The 16,097-nt window shown below is 63.7% G+C and carries 16 protein-coding genes; 7 read left to right on the forward strand and 9 right to left on the reverse strand.

The window, feature by feature from the left end:
• Positions 1 to 383: 383 nt before the first annotated feature.
• From P9220_RS11330 to P9220_RS11340, 3 genes are all read left to right on the forward strand, one after another.
• On the forward strand, positions 384 to 2,249 hold the full coding sequence (locus P9220_RS11330) for a PhoH family protein (protein WP_309764930.1): 1,866 nt from the start codon (positions 384 to 386) through the stop codon (positions 2,247 to 2,249).
• Between the two features lie 197 nt (positions 2,250 to 2,446).
• Complete coding sequence (locus tag P9220_RS11335) at positions 2,447 to 3,571, forward strand: NlpC/P60 family protein (protein ID WP_309765470.1); 1,125 nt, start codon at positions 2,447 to 2,449, stop codon at positions 3,569 to 3,571.
• Positions 3,572 to 3,650: 79 nt separating this feature from the next.
• Entirely contained in the window at positions 3,651 to 4,457 is an 807-nt protein-coding gene (locus P9220_RS11340) for an SDR family oxidoreductase (RefSeq protein ID WP_309764931.1), read from the forward strand.
• Positions 4,458 to 4,522: 65 nt separating this feature from the next.
• Here the strand turns inward: P9220_RS11340 and P9220_RS11345 are convergent, their stop codons facing one another.
• From P9220_RS11345 to P9220_RS11380, 8 genes are all read right to left on the reverse strand, one after another.
• Positions 4,523 to 5,533, reverse strand: a complete 1,011-nt coding sequence (locus P9220_RS11345; RefSeq protein ID WP_309764932.1) for an anion permease — start codon at positions 5,531 to 5,533, stop codon at positions 4,523 to 4,525.
• A 103-nt stretch (positions 5,534 to 5,636) separates the two neighbouring features.
• The gene (locus P9220_RS11350) at positions 5,637 to 6,263 is read right to left on the reverse strand and encodes a DUF47 domain-containing protein (protein WP_309764933.1); all 627 of its coding nucleotides are present in this window, start codon (positions 6,261 to 6,263) and stop codon (positions 5,637 to 5,639) included.
• A 146-nt stretch (positions 6,264 to 6,409) separates the two neighbouring features.
• Positions 6,410 to 7,801 carry a replicative DNA helicase gene (locus P9220_RS11355; RefSeq protein ID WP_309764934.1) on the reverse strand — a complete coding sequence of 464 codons (1,392 nt, stop codon included), beginning with the start codon at positions 7,799 to 7,801 and terminating at the stop codon, positions 6,410 to 6,412.
• A gap of 123 nt (positions 7,802 to 7,924) precedes the next feature.
• Positions 7,925 to 8,380 (reverse strand): 50S ribosomal protein L9, encoded by a 456-nt coding sequence (gene rplI / locus P9220_RS11360; protein ID WP_309764935.1) that lies wholly within the window; start codon positions 8,378 to 8,380, stop codon positions 7,925 to 7,927.
• Between the two features lie 28 nt (positions 8,381 to 8,408).
• The gene (rpsR, locus tag P9220_RS11365) at positions 8,409 to 8,684 is read right to left on the reverse strand and encodes a 30S ribosomal protein S18 (protein ID WP_007000150.1); all 276 of its coding nucleotides are present in this window, start codon (positions 8,682 to 8,684) and stop codon (positions 8,409 to 8,411) included.
• Positions 8,685 to 8,686: 2 nt separating this feature from the next.
• The gene (gene priB / locus P9220_RS11370; RefSeq protein WP_309764936.1) at positions 8,687 to 8,986 is read right to left on the reverse strand and encodes a primosomal replication protein N; all 300 of its coding nucleotides are present in this window, start codon (positions 8,984 to 8,986) and stop codon (positions 8,687 to 8,689) included.
• Positions 8,987 to 9,031: 45 nt separating this feature from the next.
• Positions 9,032 to 9,403, reverse strand: coding sequence for a 30S ribosomal protein S6 (rpsF, locus tag P9220_RS11375; RefSeq protein ID WP_309764937.1), 372 nt, complete (start codon positions 9,401 to 9,403; stop codon positions 9,032 to 9,034).
• 129 nt (positions 9,404 to 9,532) lie between these two features.
• Positions 9,533 to 10,486, reverse strand: a complete 954-nt coding sequence (locus P9220_RS11380) for a LysR family transcriptional regulator (RefSeq protein WP_309764938.1) — start codon at positions 10,484 to 10,486, stop codon at positions 9,533 to 9,535.
• Between the two features lie 176 nt (positions 10,487 to 10,662).
• On the opposite strand from P9220_RS11380, the gene gcl reads away from it, so the two are divergent.
• The 4 genes from gcl to lysM all read left to right on the forward strand — a co-directional run bounded on the left by gcl (position 10,663) and on the right by lysM (position 15,013).
• Positions 10,663 to 12,438 carry a glyoxylate carboligase gene (gene gcl, locus P9220_RS11385; RefSeq protein WP_309764939.1) on the forward strand — a complete coding sequence of 592 codons (1,776 nt, stop codon included), beginning with the start codon at positions 10,663 to 10,665 and terminating at the stop codon, positions 12,436 to 12,438.
• 48 nt (positions 12,439 to 12,486) lie between these two features.
• Positions 12,487 to 13,287: a hydroxypyruvate isomerase gene (hyi, locus tag P9220_RS11390; RefSeq protein WP_309764940.1), complete on the forward strand. Its 801-nt coding sequence runs from the start codon at positions 12,487 to 12,489 to the stop codon at positions 13,285 to 13,287.
• A 20-nt stretch (positions 13,288 to 13,307) separates the two neighbouring features.
• Positions 13,308 to 14,213, forward strand: a complete 906-nt coding sequence (locus P9220_RS11395) for a 2-hydroxy-3-oxopropionate reductase (RefSeq protein WP_309764941.1) — start codon at positions 13,308 to 13,310, stop codon at positions 14,211 to 14,213.
• A 305-nt stretch (positions 14,214 to 14,518) separates the two neighbouring features.
• Positions 14,519 to 15,013, forward strand: coding sequence for a peptidoglycan-binding protein LysM (gene lysM / locus P9220_RS11400; RefSeq protein WP_309764942.1), 495 nt, complete (start codon positions 14,519 to 14,521; stop codon positions 15,011 to 15,013).
• A 60-nt stretch (positions 15,014 to 15,073) separates the two neighbouring features.
• On the opposite strand, the gene P9220_RS11405 is transcribed toward lysM, so the two are convergent.
• Entirely contained in the window at positions 15,074 to 16,087 is a 1,014-nt protein-coding gene (locus P9220_RS11405) for an asparaginase (RefSeq protein WP_309764943.1), read from the reverse strand.
• Positions 16,088 to 16,097 lie beyond the last annotated feature (10 nt).

A 16,097-nucleotide genomic window follows, 5' to 3' on the forward strand; every position in this document is an offset into this window, starting at 1 on the left:
CGCAATGAGCGCCTGTCCACCCCATTCCCTTTGCCTTCGCGCCTGCCGCCGTGCGCCTTTCGGCGCCGTCGGCATGGACCCGGGCTACGTGGGACGGGCACGGCGCAGGCGCTCCGAAAGAGAAGTCAGCCGCTGGTTCCGCTAACACGGACGGCGGCTTTTTTATTTGCGTCGCGCGCGGGCCGGGTTGGCCGGCCGGGCGCGCGTCGCGAGTTACGCATCGAGGAGCAGATCGAAACCTAGGCGAACCGGCGTTTTCGACAACGAAGCGCGCCACCAGGCGCAAACTGCGGGACACTTAGCGCTAAACGCTAGATGGGCGAACGAGCAGGATGCGACAGGCGGCGCACGATACATGACCCGATTCCTTCTGAGGGAACACCATGCCTTTGCCTACCGCCCCGGCCAAGCTCGGCCATCTCCTTCCGGCCGAAGAGTACAAGGCCAAAGCCCGGCCGTCGAAGCAATCCAGAAAAGCCGCGACGAGCGATGACGACGCGAACGGCGCGGTCGATACCGTCGCCGCCGAGCGTCCCCAGGCAGCCAATGCGGCGCATACACTGCGCGCCATCGCGAGCGACGTGCTGACGCAGCCGCCGCAGGAGCCGTCGGCGCAAGCACCCGCGCCCGCCACGCGCGGACGTCGCACGAAACAGACCGCCGCGCTCTTGCAGCCGGTGCCGGACGCGCGCGCCAAAGCCGAAAAGCAGGACGATGCGGCCCAAGAGCCGCGTGCGCCCAAACGCGAAGCGCGCACCGAAGCGCCCGCCACGACGCCTGCCGCTCCGGCCGCCGCGCCCGCGAGCGACGCGCGCACCCAGACGAAGCGCCGCCAGCGCGGCGCGGTCGAGGACGAACTGCGCAAGCTCTTCGTGCTCGATACCAACGTGCTGATGCACGACCCGAGTTCCCTGTTCCGCTTCGAGGAACACGACATCTATCTGCCGATGATGACGCTGGAGGAACTCGACAATCACAAAAAGGGCATGTCGGAAGTGGCGCGCAATGCGCGTCAGGTGAGCCGCACGCTCGATGCGCTCGTGGCCAACGGCGGACAGATGTCCGAAGGCATCGCGCTCGCCGCGCAAGGCAATCGCGATGCGCTCGGCCGCCTTTACTTCCAGACGACGCTCACCGATATCGAGCCGGTCGAAGGCCTGCCCGTCGGCAAGGCGGACAACCAGATTCTCGGCGTCGTGCGCGCGTTGCAGAAGGAACGGCAGGATCGTCAGGTGGTGCTGGTGTCGAAAGACATCAACATGCGCATCAAGGCGCACGCCCTCGGCCTGCCCGCCGAGGACTACTTCAACGATCAGGTTCTCGAAGACAAGGACCTGCTCTATTCCGGCGTGCGCCCGCTGCCCCAGGACTTCTGGACGAAGCACGCGAAGGGCATGGAAAGCTGGCAGGACACGAAGACCGGCACCACGTATTACCGCGTGACCGGACCGCTCTGCCCGTCGATGCTCGTCAACGAGTTCGTCTACCTGGAGCCACAGAACGGCGAGCCGTCGTTCCATGCCGTCGTGCGCGAGTTGAACGGCAAGACCGCGCTCCTGCAGACGCTGCGTGACTACGGGCATCACAAGAACAACGTGTGGGGCATCACGGCGCGCAATCGCGAGCAGAACTTCGCGCTCAACCTGCTGATGAACCCGGAAGTCGATTTCGTCACGCTGCTCGGTCAGGCCGGCACCGGCAAGACGCTGATGGCGCTCGCCGCCGGCCTCGCGCAAGTGCTCGACGACAAGCGCTACAACGAGATCATCGTGACGCGGGCGACGGTGCCGGTCGGCGAGGACATCGGCTTTCTGCCGGGCACCGAGGAAGAGAAGATGCAGCCGTGGATGGGCGCGTTCGACGACAACCTCGAAGTCCTGCAGAAGACCGACGATGCCGCCGGCGAGTGGGGCCGCGCCGCGACGCAGGAGCTCATCCGTTCGCGCCTCAAGGTGAAGAGCATGAACTTCATGCGCGGCCGGACCTTCGTCGATAAATACGTGATCATCGACGAAGCGCAGAACCTAACGCCCAAGCAGATGAAGACGCTCGTCACGCGCGCGGGTCCGGGGACGAAGATCGTGTGTCTCGGCAACATCGCGCAGATCGATACGCCGTATCTGACCGAGGGCAGTTCGGGGCTCACGTATGTCGTGGACCGCTTCAAGGGGTGGACGCATAGCGGTCACGTGACGCTGGCGCGCGGCGAGCGCTCGCGTCTCGCGGACTACGCTTCGGACATTCTCTAAGCGCGCTGCACGCATCCAACCGAAGCCCGGCCGGAGCCATCCCGCCGGGCTTTTTTGCGACCGGACGTCCCGCGCCAGCAACAGTTATGGCGCGAACTTAAAGTGAAGTGTCACGAACTGTTGCGGCACGGCCGTGCGGCGGGCTACTATCGGCGGATTGATCCGTTCTGGCGAGCGTGGCTCGCCGCCTGCTCGAAATGCGTCGAATCTGGCTGCCGCTCATCGTCACCATCCTGCTTGCCGCGTGTGGAACCGCGCCGCAGCAGGCCGCGCGCAAGCCTGCTTCAGCCGGGGCAAGCACCGCTCACGGCGCCGCTTCCCGCGCCTACGCGCCGCCTGCGGGCTTTCCCAATTTCGTCGATCACAGCGTCGGGCGCGAGGAAATCTCCATTCAGGCGATGTCGCTCGTCGGCGTGCCGTATCGCTGGGGTGGCAACACGCCGGACGCGGGCTTCGATTGCAGCGGGCTCGTGCGTTATGTCGTCGACCGGGCCGCGTCCGTCAATCTGCCGCGCACGACCGCCGAAATGAGCGGACGCGGCGAGTCCATTCAGCCCGATGAAGTCGCGCCCGGCGACCTGATCTTTTTCAACACGACAGGCCGCCCGCATTCCCATGTCGGCATCTATGTGGGCAAGCTGCGTTTTGTGAATGCACCATCGACGGGCGGGACCGTGCGGCTCGATTACCTGACCAATCCTTACTGGGCCAAGCGCTTCGACGGAATCCGCCGTGTCGCGCCGGCGAAGGCTGCGCCGACGCCGTTCGATGCGCCGACGTATGTGGCGTCGCAGCCTCAGTCGGGCGCGCAGGCGGTTCAAGCGTCGGCGTCGGTCGTCGCTCGCGCCGATGGCTTCGCGCCTGAGTCTTCGTCTGCGGGCGCGCCTCGGAGCCAGACGTCAGGCCCCGATCCCTTCGAGCCACCGCCGTCGCCAGCCGCGGCGCAACGTCAATCATCCGCGATGGCGGCGGCTTCCGCGCGGCAATCGGTTAGCGTCGACCGGCAGTCGCCGCCCAGTGTACGCGCCGACGCGTTCGAACCCCCGCCATCGACCTCCACTGCGGCACGACGCCAGGCGCAAGGCGCGGCGGTCATCGACGCCGCGCCCGATCCGATCCAGGCCGCCGCCGACGCGTTCGAACCGCCGCCGCCCACCTCGCGCGCCGCACGCCTGCAGGCCCGCGCCGCACAAGCCACCGCGCCGGCCGATTCCGCCGAGGCACCGGTCCGCGCGATGCGGGCCTCGACCGGCTCGCTCGCCGCGCCGCGGCCTGCCGCAAGCGACGACCCCATCGCCCGCTTCGCCGACGGCCTCGACTGACACCCGCCTCGCCTCTCTGCTATCGTGTTCCGGTTCATCGTCAACAGCGGCACGAAAGAACCGATAGGAGCGAATTACCATGGACCTGGGTCTTGCGGGCAAGGTCGTCCTGATCACGGGCGGCAGCAAGGGCATCGGCTTTGCCTGTGCGAAAGCGTTCGCGCGTGAAGGCGCAAGAGTCGCCATCGTCTCGCGCGATGCCGCCAATCTCGCCCGGGCGCGAGAGCAACTCGCCGCCGACGGCCATCACGTGCATCTCGCCCGCGCCGATCTGCACGAAGCGCACAGCGCCGAGGACGTCGTCGAGGAAGCGAGCGCGGCGCTCGGCCCCATCGATATTCTCGTCAACAGCGCCGGCGCGGCGCGCCGCTACGATCCCGATTCGCTCGATGCCGCCGCCTACAAGGCCGCGATGGACGCCAAGTATTTCTCCTACGTCTACCCGCAGCAGGTCGTACTGAAGCGCATGGCCGAGCGCGTGCGCAATGAGCCGGACGCCGAGCCGGGCGCGATCGTGAATATCGTCGGAATGGGCGGCAAGATCGCGACGGATATCCACATCGCGGGCGGCGCGGCCAACGCGGCGCTGATGCTCAACACGGTCGGCCTCGCGCATCACTATGCGAAGCTCGGCATTCGCATCAACGCGATCAATCCCGGCGCGACGCTCACCGAGCGCGTCGAGGAGGCGCTGGAACTGGAGGCGCAACGGCAAGGCGTCACGCGCGAGCAGGTGCTCGCCGACAGCCAGGCCAAAGTGCCGCTCGGGCGTTACGCGAAACCGGAGGAAATTGCCGACGTCGCGCTGTTCCTGGCGAGCCGCCGCGCGAGTTATGTGTCGGGCGCGATCATCCCGATGGACGGGGTGTCGTCGCCGATCATTTGATGCGCTGCGGCCCCGGATGACCGGGGCCGCAGGCGAATGTGAAGCAGAGGCTCAGAAGCAGAGGCTCAGAAGATGTGATGACCGACCCACCAGCCGGCAGCGGCAAGCGCAGCCGAGGCCGGAATGGTCAGCACCCACGCCCACACGATGTTGCCCGCAACGCCCCAGCGCACTGCGCTGAACTTCTGCGTCGCCCCGACGCCGACGATCGCGCCGGTGATGGTGTGCGTCGTGGAAACGGGAATGCCGAGCAACGACGCGACGAATAGCGTGATCGCCCCGCCCGTCTCCGCGCAGAAGCCGCCGACGGGCTTGAGCTTCGTGATCTTCTGACCCATCGTGCGAACGATGCGCCAGCCGCCGAACAGCGTGCCGAGCCCCATCGACAGATAGCACAGCGCGATCACCCAGATGGGCGGTGCGTCCGCTGTGACCGAGGCGTAGCCGCTGGCGATCAGCAGCATCCAGATGATGCCGATGGTCTTCTGCGCATCGTTGCCGCCGTGACCGAGCGAATACAGACCCGCCGAGACGAGCTGCATGCGGCGAAAGCGCCGGTCGACTTTCGACGGCGGCGTGCGGAAGAACATCCACGACACGAGGAGCATGAAGAACGAGCCGAGGATGAAGCCCAGCAGCGGCGAGATGAAGATGAACGCGACGGTCTTCAGCAGCCCGTCCCAGTTCAGCGATCCCCAGCCCGACTTGGCGAGCGCGGCGCCGACGAGCCCGCCGATCAGCGCGTGCGACGAACTCGACGGAATGCCGTACACCCACGTCACGATGTTCCAGCCGATGGCCCCGACGAGCGCGCCGAAGATGACGTAGTGATCGACGATGTTGGGATCGATCGTTCCCTTGCCGACGGTGGCGGCGACCTTCAGATGGAAAATGAAATACGCGATGACGTTGAATGCGGCCGCGAACGCGACGGCTTGCTGCGGCTTGAGCACGCCGGTCGATACGACCGTCGCGATGGAGTTGGCCGCGTCGTGGAAGCCGTTCATGAAGTCGAACACGAGTGCGACTATGACGAGCGTGGCGACGGCCCAGAGGGCGAGTTGAATCGAATGCATCAGTTGGTGTTGTTTTGACCGGCTTCAAATGCGGGCCGGTCTGTGTCGTCAGCACCCGCCGCGCGCGATTCGTCCTGCGCGAGCGCGGGCTCGGGCGGCATGATCAGGCGTTTTCCAGCACGATGCCTTCGATGATGTTGGCGACATCCTCGCACTTGTCGGTGATCGTCTCCAGGAGCTCGTAGATCGCCTTGAGCTTGATGAGCGTCTTCACGTCGTCTTCCTCACGGAACAGCTTCGACATGGCCGAACGCAGCACGCGGTCCGCGTCCGACTCGAGGCGATCGATCTCCTCGCAAATCTTGAGAATTTCGCTCGCGCGCTTCATGTCTTCGAGCAGGCCGACCGCGTTCTGCACGCGCAGGCACGTGGCCGTGCAGATATGCGCAAGCTGGCTCGCTTCCGAGGTCACCGCGCGCACGTCGTACAGTGAAATGGCGGTGGCGACGTCCTCCATGAGATCGAGGATGTCGTCCATCGTCGTGATCAGCTTGTGGATTTCGTCACGGTCGAGCGGCGTGATGAACGTCTTGTGCAGCAGGTCGATGGTTTCGTGCGTGAGCTTGTCAGCGCGCTTCTCGTTCGCCTGGACGTTCTGCTTGTGGACCTCGGCTTCGTGGAGGTTGTCTATCAGCAGTTCGAGCTCGCGGCTGGCGTCGACCATGCATTTCGCGTGGGCGTTGAAGATCTCGAAGAATTTGCCCTCGGTGGGCATGAAACGACCGAACATGAAAATCCCGATAGATGGGTCAATGAGGCTGTCATCAAACCGTCGTATTGTACCTGCGCCCAGCACCCCGCGCACCGCGCCATGCGCCACGCGCGAAGGAGGTGTCGCAACGGTCTGACAGTTCGACGGCGAACGGTTGGTTCGCCTTATTCGCCGCCGTAAAAGTTTTGCACGCCGGCGAAGTTGTCGAACTTCGTGTACTGCCCGTGGAACGTCAGGCGCACCGGTCCGATCGGGCCGTTACGCTGCTTGCCGATGATGATCTCGGCCGTGCCTTTGTCCGGGCTGTCGGGATTGTAGACCTCATCGCGGTAGATGAAGAGAATCACGTCGGCGTCCTGCTCGATAGCGCCGGATTCGCGCAGGTCGGACATGATCGGGCGCTTGTTCGGGCGCTGTTCGAGACCGCGGTTCAGCTGCGACAGCGCGATCACGGGCACGTCCAGTTCCTTTGCAAGACTCTTGAGCGAGCGCGAGATTTCGGAGATTTCGGTCGCGCGGTTTTCACCGCCGCTGCCGGAGCCGGACATCAGCTGCAGGTAATCGACGATGATGAGCCCGAGCTTTCCGCATTGCCGCGACAGGCGCCGCGCGCGCGAACGCAGTTCCATCGGATTCAGGCCGCCTGTTTCGTCGATGAAAAGCTGGGCCTCGCTCATTTTCTGCACCGCGTGCGTGAGCTTCGGCCAGTCCTCGTCGGTGAGGCGGCCCGTGCGCATGCGATGCTGGTCGAGCCGGCCGACCGAGCCGAGCATACGCATCGTCAGTTGCGTGCCAGGCATTTCCATCGAGAACACGGCAACCGGCAGCCCGTATTCGACCGCCACGTATTCGCCGATGTTCATTGAGAACGCGGTCTTACCCATGGACGGGCGCCCCGCCACGATGATCAGTTCGCCGCCGTGCATGCCCGACGTCATGCGGTCGAGGTCGACGAAGCCCGTCGGCGTGCCGGTGACATCGCTCGGATTGGCCGTGTGGTAAAGCGTGTCGATGCGCTCGACCACCTGCGTCAGAAGCGGCCCGATTTCCAGAAAGCCCTGCGTGCCGCGCGCGCCGTCCTCGGCGATGGAAAACACGCGCGATTCGGCCTCGTCGAGAATCTGCCGGACTTCCTTGCCTTGCGGATTGAACGCGTCGGCGGAGATTTCATCGGCGACGGAAACGAGGCGGCGCAGCACCGCGCGGTCGCGCACGATTTCGGCATAACGGCGGATGTTCGCCGCGCTCGGCGTGTTTTGCGCGAGCGCGTTCAGATACGCGAGCCCGCCGACTTCCTCGGCCTTGCCGGCCATGTTGAGCGCTTCGTAGACGGTGATCACGTCCGCCGGGCGCGTGGCCGCGATCAGCTTGCCGATGTGCTCATAAATGATGCGATGGTCGTAGCGATAAAAGTCGCTCTGCGCCATGACGTCGGCGATGCGGTCCCATGCCGCATTGTCCAGTAACAGACCGCCGATGACCGATTGCTCGGCTTCGATCGAGTGCGGCGGGACCTTCAGCGCGTCGAGTTGCGGATCTTTGGACGGTGCGTTCATGGGGTGGAATTATCGACGAAATAAGACGGCCGGTGCTTCAATCAGACAACAAAAAAGGCAGGACCCGATGGAGGTTCCTGCCCTTCTTTTCCTGCTCGCGAGGCGCGGGGCCTCGCTTGTGCCTTACGCGTGTTCGCCGAGCACCGACACGTTCACGTCGACGAGGACGTCCGTGTGCAGCGCCACTTGAACCGGATGGTCGCCGACCATCTTGAGCGGACCTTGCGGCAGACGCACTTGCGCCTTTTCGACTTCGGCGAAGCCTTGCTTCTTCAGCGCATCCGCGATGTCCGCGTTCGTGACCGAACCGAACAGACGGCCGTCGACGCCAGCCTTCTGCGAGATCTGCACGGTGAAACCGCTCAGCTTTTCGCCTTGCGCTTGCGCGGCAGCCAGCTTTTCAGCGGCGTTCTTTTCGAGATCGGCGCGGCGAACTTCGAATTCGGCGATCGCGTCCTTCGTTGCACGGCGGGCCTTCTTGCCGGGGATCAGGAAGTTACGTGCGTAGCCGTCCTTGACCTTGACGATGTCGCCCAGGTTGCCCAGGTTGACGACCTTTTCCAAAAGAATGATTTGCATTTTTGGCTTTCCTTATTGCGTCGTCTGATTAGGCCTTGTGCAGGTCGGTGTACGGCAGCAGCGCGAGGAAACGCGCGCGCTTGATTGCCGTGTCGAGCTGGCGCTGATAGTGCGCCTTCGTGCCAGTCAGACGAGCCGGCGTGATCTTGCCGTTTTCGCCGATGAAGTCCTTCAGCGTTTCCGTGTCCTTGTAGTCGATGTACTCGACACCGGCTGCCGTGAAACGGCAGAACTTCTTGCGCTTGAAGAGCGGGTTTTGTTGCTGACGACGCTTGTCGAATTTCTTACCAGTCGGGCGGGGCATGTTCAGTCCTTTCCAATGTCCTGCAATTCTGTGATGTGAAACACCAGGGTTCGCGCGTTACGGCTTCGTTTCGCCAGAAAGCCGGTGAAGCGTGTTTCGACGCCCATCGGACAGCTTTCCAGCTTGCCGCTCGCTTCGCCGGCCGCGACCGCCTGCATGGTCAGTTCGATCTTGCGGACGATGCCCGCTTCGACGACTTCCGCGGCGTGTTGCAAGGTGCAGCTTGCGATCGGGATGCCGGCGGGCGTGTACCGCACCGGTTCGCGTTCCACGACGCTCGCTGTCAGTTGCAGCCGGTTCACGAGATGATTCTGCTTCCCTGGTGGCTTGACAGTGATGAACTGTCGTTAAGCCTGCGCTTCGGTCGGCTGAGCAGCCGCCTTCTTGGCTTCTTCGCGCTGCACTTCCTTCATCATCGGCGACGGGCCGGTTTCGGCCTTCTTCATCTTGACGATCAGATGGCGCAGAACGGCGTCGTTGAACTTGAACGCGTGTTCCAGTTCTTCGAGCGTCGCCTGGTCGCATTCGATGTTCATGCAGACGTAGTGAGCCTTCGCGAGTTTCTCGATCATGTAGGCCAGTTGGCGGCGGCCCCAGTCCTCGATGCGGTGGATCTGGCCACCGTGCGACGTGATCGTGGCCTTGTAGCGCTCGATCATGGCGGGCACTTGCTCGCTCTGATCGGGATGCACGATAAAGACGATTTCGTAATGACGCATATTCACTCCTTGGGCTACTTGTGGATTAGAGCCGCCCGGGCGTCGGACCGGTGCGGCAAGTGAGAAGCCGAAGATTATAGCTTTTTGTATGCGCTCGCGCAAATCCGATTTGAACGCGTTTTCAAGCAGTTAGCTTGCGTGCGCGTGAATCGGCTGCGGCTCGCCTGGCCACGTGAGGCGGCGGCTCCAGTATCCCGGCTGCGCGTAGATTTCCTTAAGGTAATCAATGAAGTAGCGCACCCGCGCGGGGACATAACGCTGCTGCGGGTAAACGGCGAGGATGTCGTAAGCGGGCAGTTCGAAGTCGTCGAGCACGGTTTCGAGTTCGCCCGCCTCCAGTTGCCGCTGGATTTCCCACGTCGATCGCCAGCCGAGCCCCAGCCCTTCCGATACCCAGCGATGCAGCAGTTCGCCGTCGTTGCAATCGAGGTTGCCGGCCACGCGCACGGTCGCGAGCTTGCCGTTGCGCTGAAAGTACCAGCCGCGGTTCTGCCCGCCCTGCAGGTTGAAGGCGAGGCAGTTGTGATTGGGCAGATCGTCCAGCGTCTTCGGCTTGCCGTGCTTCCTGAAGTACGCGGGCGTGCCGCAGACGACGCGCCGGTTGCCCGCGAGCTTCACCGCGACGAAGTTCGGATCGACCGCCCCGCCGATGCGGATCGACAGATCGTAGCCCTCGCGCACGAGATCGACGACGCGATCGGTCAGATTGAACGACATCTGCAATTCGGGCTTGTCGGCGATGAATGCCGGCGCGTGCGGCGCGACGTGCATCCGGCCGAACGCCGCCGGCGCCGACACGATCAGATGGCCGCCCACCGCGCGGCGCCCCGCCGCCAGTTCGTTCTCCGCCTGGTCCCACTCCGCGAGCAGATTCTTGCAGCGGTCGAGAAACGCGGCGCCGTCCTCGCTCACGACGAGACGCCGCGTCGAGCGATACATCAGCTTGACGCCGAGACGCTTTTCGAGCGCATCGATGCGCCGTCCCAGAATCACCGGCGACACCCCCTCCTCCAGCGCCGCAGCCGCGAGGCTGCCCGCCTCGGCTACTCGCACGAACGTCTCGATCTGTTTGAAGCGGTCCATTTGCGTGTCTCCTGGCTCAAAAGCGAGCCGCACAGCATGGGCATTCGATACTTTTGGTTTGGGAAAAAGCGACTCGTGCTGATCTTATCAAACCTTTTTCACAGTTCTAAAGTGCAACGGAACCCTGCTTCGATGCAGACAGCATTCACGGATAGAGACAAACGAAGGAGACATTCATGGCCAAGATGAGAGCCGTCGACGCAGCCGTTCTCGTGCTGGAAAAAGAAGGGATCGACACCGCGTTCGGCGTGCCGGGCGCCGCGATCAACCCGTTCTACTCGGCGATGAAGAAGTCGGGCAGCATCAGCCACGTGCTCGCGCGTCACGTCGAAGGCGCGTCGCATATGGCCGAAGGGTATACGCGCGCCGCGGCCGGCAACATCGGGGTATGCATCGGCACGTCGGGACCTGCGGGGACGGACATGATCACGGGCCTCTACTCCGCTTCCGCCGATTCCATCCCGATTCTCGCGATCACCGGCCAGGCGCCGCGCGCGCGTCTCTACAAGGAAGACTTTCAGGCGGTCGATATCGAATCGATCGCGAAGCCGGTCACGAAGTGGGCCGTCACGGTGCGCGAGCCCGCGCTCGTGCCGCGCGTGTTCCAGCAGGCGTTCCATCTGATGCGCTCGGGCCGTCCGGGTCCGGTGCTGGTCGATCTGCCGATCGACGTGCAGGTCGCCGAAATCGAGTTCGATATCGATACGTACGAACCGCTGCCGGTCTACAAGCCGAAGGCGACGCGTGCGCAGATCGAGAAGGCGCTCACGATGCTCAACGAAGCCGAGAAGCCGCTCATCGTCTCCGGCGGCGGCGTGCTCAACGCGGCTGCGGAGGACCTGCTCGTCACCTTCGCGGAAACGCTCGGCGTGCCGGTCATCCCGACGCTGATGTCGTGGGGCGCGATTCCCGACGATCACCCGCTGATGGCCGGCATGGTCGGCTTGCAGACGTCGCATCGATACGGCAACGCGACGATGCTCGCATCCGACTTCGTGCTCGGCATCGGCAATCGCTGGGCAAACCGTCATACGGGCAGTGTCGAGGTCTATACGAAGGGCCGTAAGTTCGTGCACGTGGATATCGAGCCGACGCAGATCGGCCGCGTGTTCGGACCGGATCTCGGCATCGTGTCGGATGCGAAGGCGGCGCTCGAACTCTTCGTGGAAGTGGCGAAGGAATGGAAGGCCGCGGGCAAGCTCAGGGACCGCAGCGCGTGGGTCGCCGATTGCCAGCAGCGCAAGCGCACGATGCTGCGCAAGACGCACTTCGACAACGTCCCGATGAAGCCCCAGCGCGTGTACGAAGAGATGAATCTCGCGTTCGACCGCGACACCTGCTTCGTGACGACGATCGGTCTTTCGCAGATCGCCGGTGCGCAGTTCCTGCACGTGTTCAAGGCGCGCAACTGGATCAACTGCGGTCAGGCGGGGCCGCTCGGCTGGACGATTCCGGCTGCGCTCGGCGTTCGCGCGGCGGACCCGCAGCGCAAGATCGTCGCGCTTTCGGGCGATTACGACTTTCAGTTCATGATCGAAGAGCTGGCCGTCGGCGCGCAGTTCAAGCTGCCTTATGTGCACGTCGTCGTGAACAACTCGTATCTCGGACTGATCCGTCAGGCGCAGCGCGGCTTCGATATGGACTACTGCGTGCAGCTTGCCTTCGACAACATCAACGCGCCGGAACTCGAAGGCTATGGCGTGGATCACGTCGCGGTTGCCGAAGGCCTCGGCTGCAAGGCGCTGCGCGTGCACAAGCCGGAAGACATCGCCGGCGCGCTGAAGCAAGCGCAGGCGCTGGCCGCGGAGCATCAGGTGCCGGTCGTCGTCGAGATGATTCTCGAACGTGTGACGAACATCGCGATGGGCACGGAGATCGATGCGATCAACGAGTTCGAAGAGCTCGCCGAAAGCCACGCCGATGCGCCCACCGCCGTGATGCCGCTCGACTGAACACGTTCACCCGCTGACCGACCATCAGCAAGACAATCAGGAAGACACATGCCGAAATTTGCCGCGAATCTGACGATGCTGTTCAACGAAGTCCCCTTCCTCGACCGCTTCGCCGCGGCCGCGAACGCGGGCTTCAAAGCGGTCGAGTTCCTGTTCCCCTACGCCTGCTCGATCGGCGACATTCAGACGCGCCTCAGGGACAACGATCTTCAGATCGTTCTGCATAACCTTCCCGCCGGCAACTGGGATGCGGGCGAGCGCGGCATCGCCTGCCTGCCCGATCGCGTCGCCGAGTTCCGCGAAGGCGTGCCCCGCGCGATCGAATATGCGAAGGCGCTGAACGTGCCGCAACTGAACTGCCTCGTCGGCATTCCGACGGCGGGCGTATCGGCGGACGAGGCGCGCGCGACGATCATCGAGAACCTGCGCTTCGCCGCCGACGCGCTGAAGAAGGAAGGCATCAGGCTGCTCGTCGAACCGTGCAATGCGTACGACATTCCGGGCTTCGCGCTGAACCGGTCGCAGGAAGGACTCGACGTGATCCGCGCGGTCGGATCGGACAATCTGTTCCTGCAGTACGACATCTATCACATGCAGCGAATGGAAGGCGAACTGGCCGCGACGATCAAAAAGAATCTGCCGTCGATCGCGCACATTCAGCTTGCCGACAACCCCGGCCGCAACGAGCCGGGCACCGGCGAAATCAACTACCCGTTCCTCTTCGGGCTGCTCGATTCGATCGGCTATGAAGGATGGATCGGCTGCGAATACAAGCCGCTCAACGGCACCGAAGCGGGCCTGGGCTGGCTGCAAAACGTCGGCGGTGTGGAAGCTGCCGTTACCGCGTGAATAAAGGAGGAGCACACAGTATGGCAACGATCGGTTTCATCGGGCTCGGCATCATGGGCGCCCACATGGCGCGCAATCTTCTGAAGGGCGGCCACACGCTTGTCGTGAACGGCAAGTATCCGGTTCCCGACGATATCCGCGCGCAAACGCAGGTCGTCGCGGACTCGACGGCCGTCGCACGAGCCAGCGAGATCGTCATCACGATGGTGCCCGACACGCCCGATGTCGCCAACGTACTCTTCGCCGACGATGGCGTCGCGAACGGTCTGACGAAGGGCAAGGTCGTAATCGACATGAGTTCGATCAGCCCGCTGGATACACAGGAGTTCGCGAAGAAGATCAACGCGCTCGGGTGCGATTATCTCGATGCGCCCGTGTCCGGCGGCGAAGTCGGCGCACGCGAAGCCACGCTGACGATCATGGTCGGCGGCCCGCAGAAATCGTTCGATCTGGCAAAGCCCCTGTTCGAACTGATGGGCAAGAACATCTCGCTCATCGGCGATAACGGCGCGGGCCAAACAACGAAGGTTGCGAATCAGATCATCGTCGCGCTGAACATCGAAGCGGTGGCGGAAGCGCTGCTGTTCGCATCGCGTTCGGGCGCCGATCCGGAGCGCGTGCGCCGTGCGCTGATGGGCGGCTTCGCGTCGTCGCGCATTCTCGAAGTGCACGGCGAGCGCATGACGAAGCGCACGTTCGATCCGGGCTTCCGGATCGAACTGCATCAAAAGGATCTGAATCTCGCGCTCGATGGCGCGCGCAAGATGGGCCTTACCCTGCCGCATACCGCGAGCGCGCAGCAGTTGTTCAGCGTGTGCGCGGCGAACGGCGGCAAGGCGTGGGATCACTCGGCGCTCGTGCGTGCGCTCGAGATCATGTCGAACTATCAGGTGGCGGAAGAGCCGCAGCAAGCCAAGGCTGCGTGAAGCTTTCCTGCCTGAACCGTGGGGCGTCCCGCGTATGGGCACGCGGGACAAATGCCGCTCTGGGCTGAGGGCGGCAAGTGGGGTCCGAGAGCGGCATCCGGCGGTGCGCCGGGTAAGCCTTGGTCGGTCAGACGGTTTGCCGTCGGGTGTCCGCGTCGGATTGCTGTGTGAGTTTTCATCGATGCGCGCGCGGTGCGGCGTGCGACGAAATACCTTGTTCGAACCGAGAACTATCTGGTGACGCGCGGGACTAATGTGCCTCTAGTTCGCAAGCGGCGCCACTTAGTCATTCAAGGAGTTGAACAATGGGAATCCTCAGTTTCATCAAGGAAGCAGGCGAGAAACTGTTCGGTGCTACGACGCCGTCCGCTCAGGCCGCACCGGCGAATGCGCCCGTGGATGTCGCCGCGCTGAATCAGAAGGCCGGCGAAGCGATCGCCACGTATATCCGCTCGCAAGGGTTGAATGCGGACAACCTGCAGGTCAGGTATGACGGCGCATCCCATACCGTCACGGTCTCGGGCCAGGCGGCGGACCAGGCCACGAAGGAGAAGATTCTGGTCGCAGCGGGCAACGTGCAGCACGTCGACAAGGTCGATGACCAGTTGACCGTGCCGAACGCCGCGCCCGAGTCGCAATATCACACGGTCGCATCGGGCGACAATCTGTGGAAGATCGCGGAAAAGTATTACGGCAGCGGCGCTAGGAACGATCTCATCTTCGAGGCGAACAAGCCGATGCTGAAGAGTCCGGACAAGATCTATCCCGGTCAGGTGCTGCGCATTCCGCCGGCTAACTGATTGTTTTTGCCGCTTGTGAATGAACGGAAAACGCGAACCTCGGTTCGCGTTTTCTTCTTGTCAGTACCGGTCGAACACGCCCTGCAATCCCCCTGCCTCCGTCACCCCCGCCGCAAGCGCGAGCATCAACAGCACGCGCGCCTTGTACGGATTGAGCGTACCCGCGCTGACGCTGCCCAGCGCATCATCCGACGCCGCGCCGTTTCGCATGACATGGCCCGAGCCCACGCGCGATGCCCGCACGACCGCGACGCCCGCCTTCACCGCATCGACGAGGGCTTGCGTCATGCTCGCATGGATGGACCCGTTACCCGTCCCCGCCACGACGATGCCCTTCACCCCGGCCGCAACGAGCGCGTCGACCGTGATGCGCGAAACGCCCGCATGGCTCGTCACGATCTCCACCATCGGCCACTGTGCGCCGATCGTGAATTCGCTGGCCTGCGTATGCGGCTTCGTCACCGCGCGCTGGAACTCCACGCGGCCGTCCTGCACGAAACCGAGCACGCCGACTTCCGGCGAGCGAAACGCATCGACGGCATAGGTGCTCGTCTTGGTCACGTCGCGTGCGCTGTGAATCTGGTTGTTGAACGCGACGAGCACGCCCTGCCCCTTCGCATCGGCTGAGGCGGCGACCGTGACCGCGTTGAGCAAGTTCAGCGGACCGTCGGCGGAAAGCGCGCTCGACGGACGCATTGCAGCCGTCAGCACGACGGGCTTCGCGGTCTTCACCGTCAGATGCAGCAGATACGCGGTTTCTTCGAGCGTATCCGTGCCATGCGTGACGACGATGCCCGCGATATCGTCCTGCGCCGCGAGTTCGTCGATGCGTTGCACAAGCGTCGTCCAGAGCGCGTGGCTCATGTCCTTGCTGTCGACGCTCGCAATCTGCTCTGCCTGAATGCGTGCGACGTTGCCGAGCGCGGGCACGGCGTCGAGCAGGTCGTTCACTCCGACGACGCCCGCCTTGTAGCCCGCCGTCACGGAAGCATCGCCGGCGCGTCCGGCGATCGTGCCACCCGTTGCGAGGACGGCAATCAGAGGAAGATGTTCGGGAAGAGAGTCAGGTTTCATGCCGGCGATT

The sequence above is a fragment of the Caballeronia sp. LZ016 genome (assembly GCF_031450805.1).
Lineage (GTDB): Bacteria > Pseudomonadota > Gammaproteobacteria > Burkholderiales > Burkholderiaceae > Caballeronia.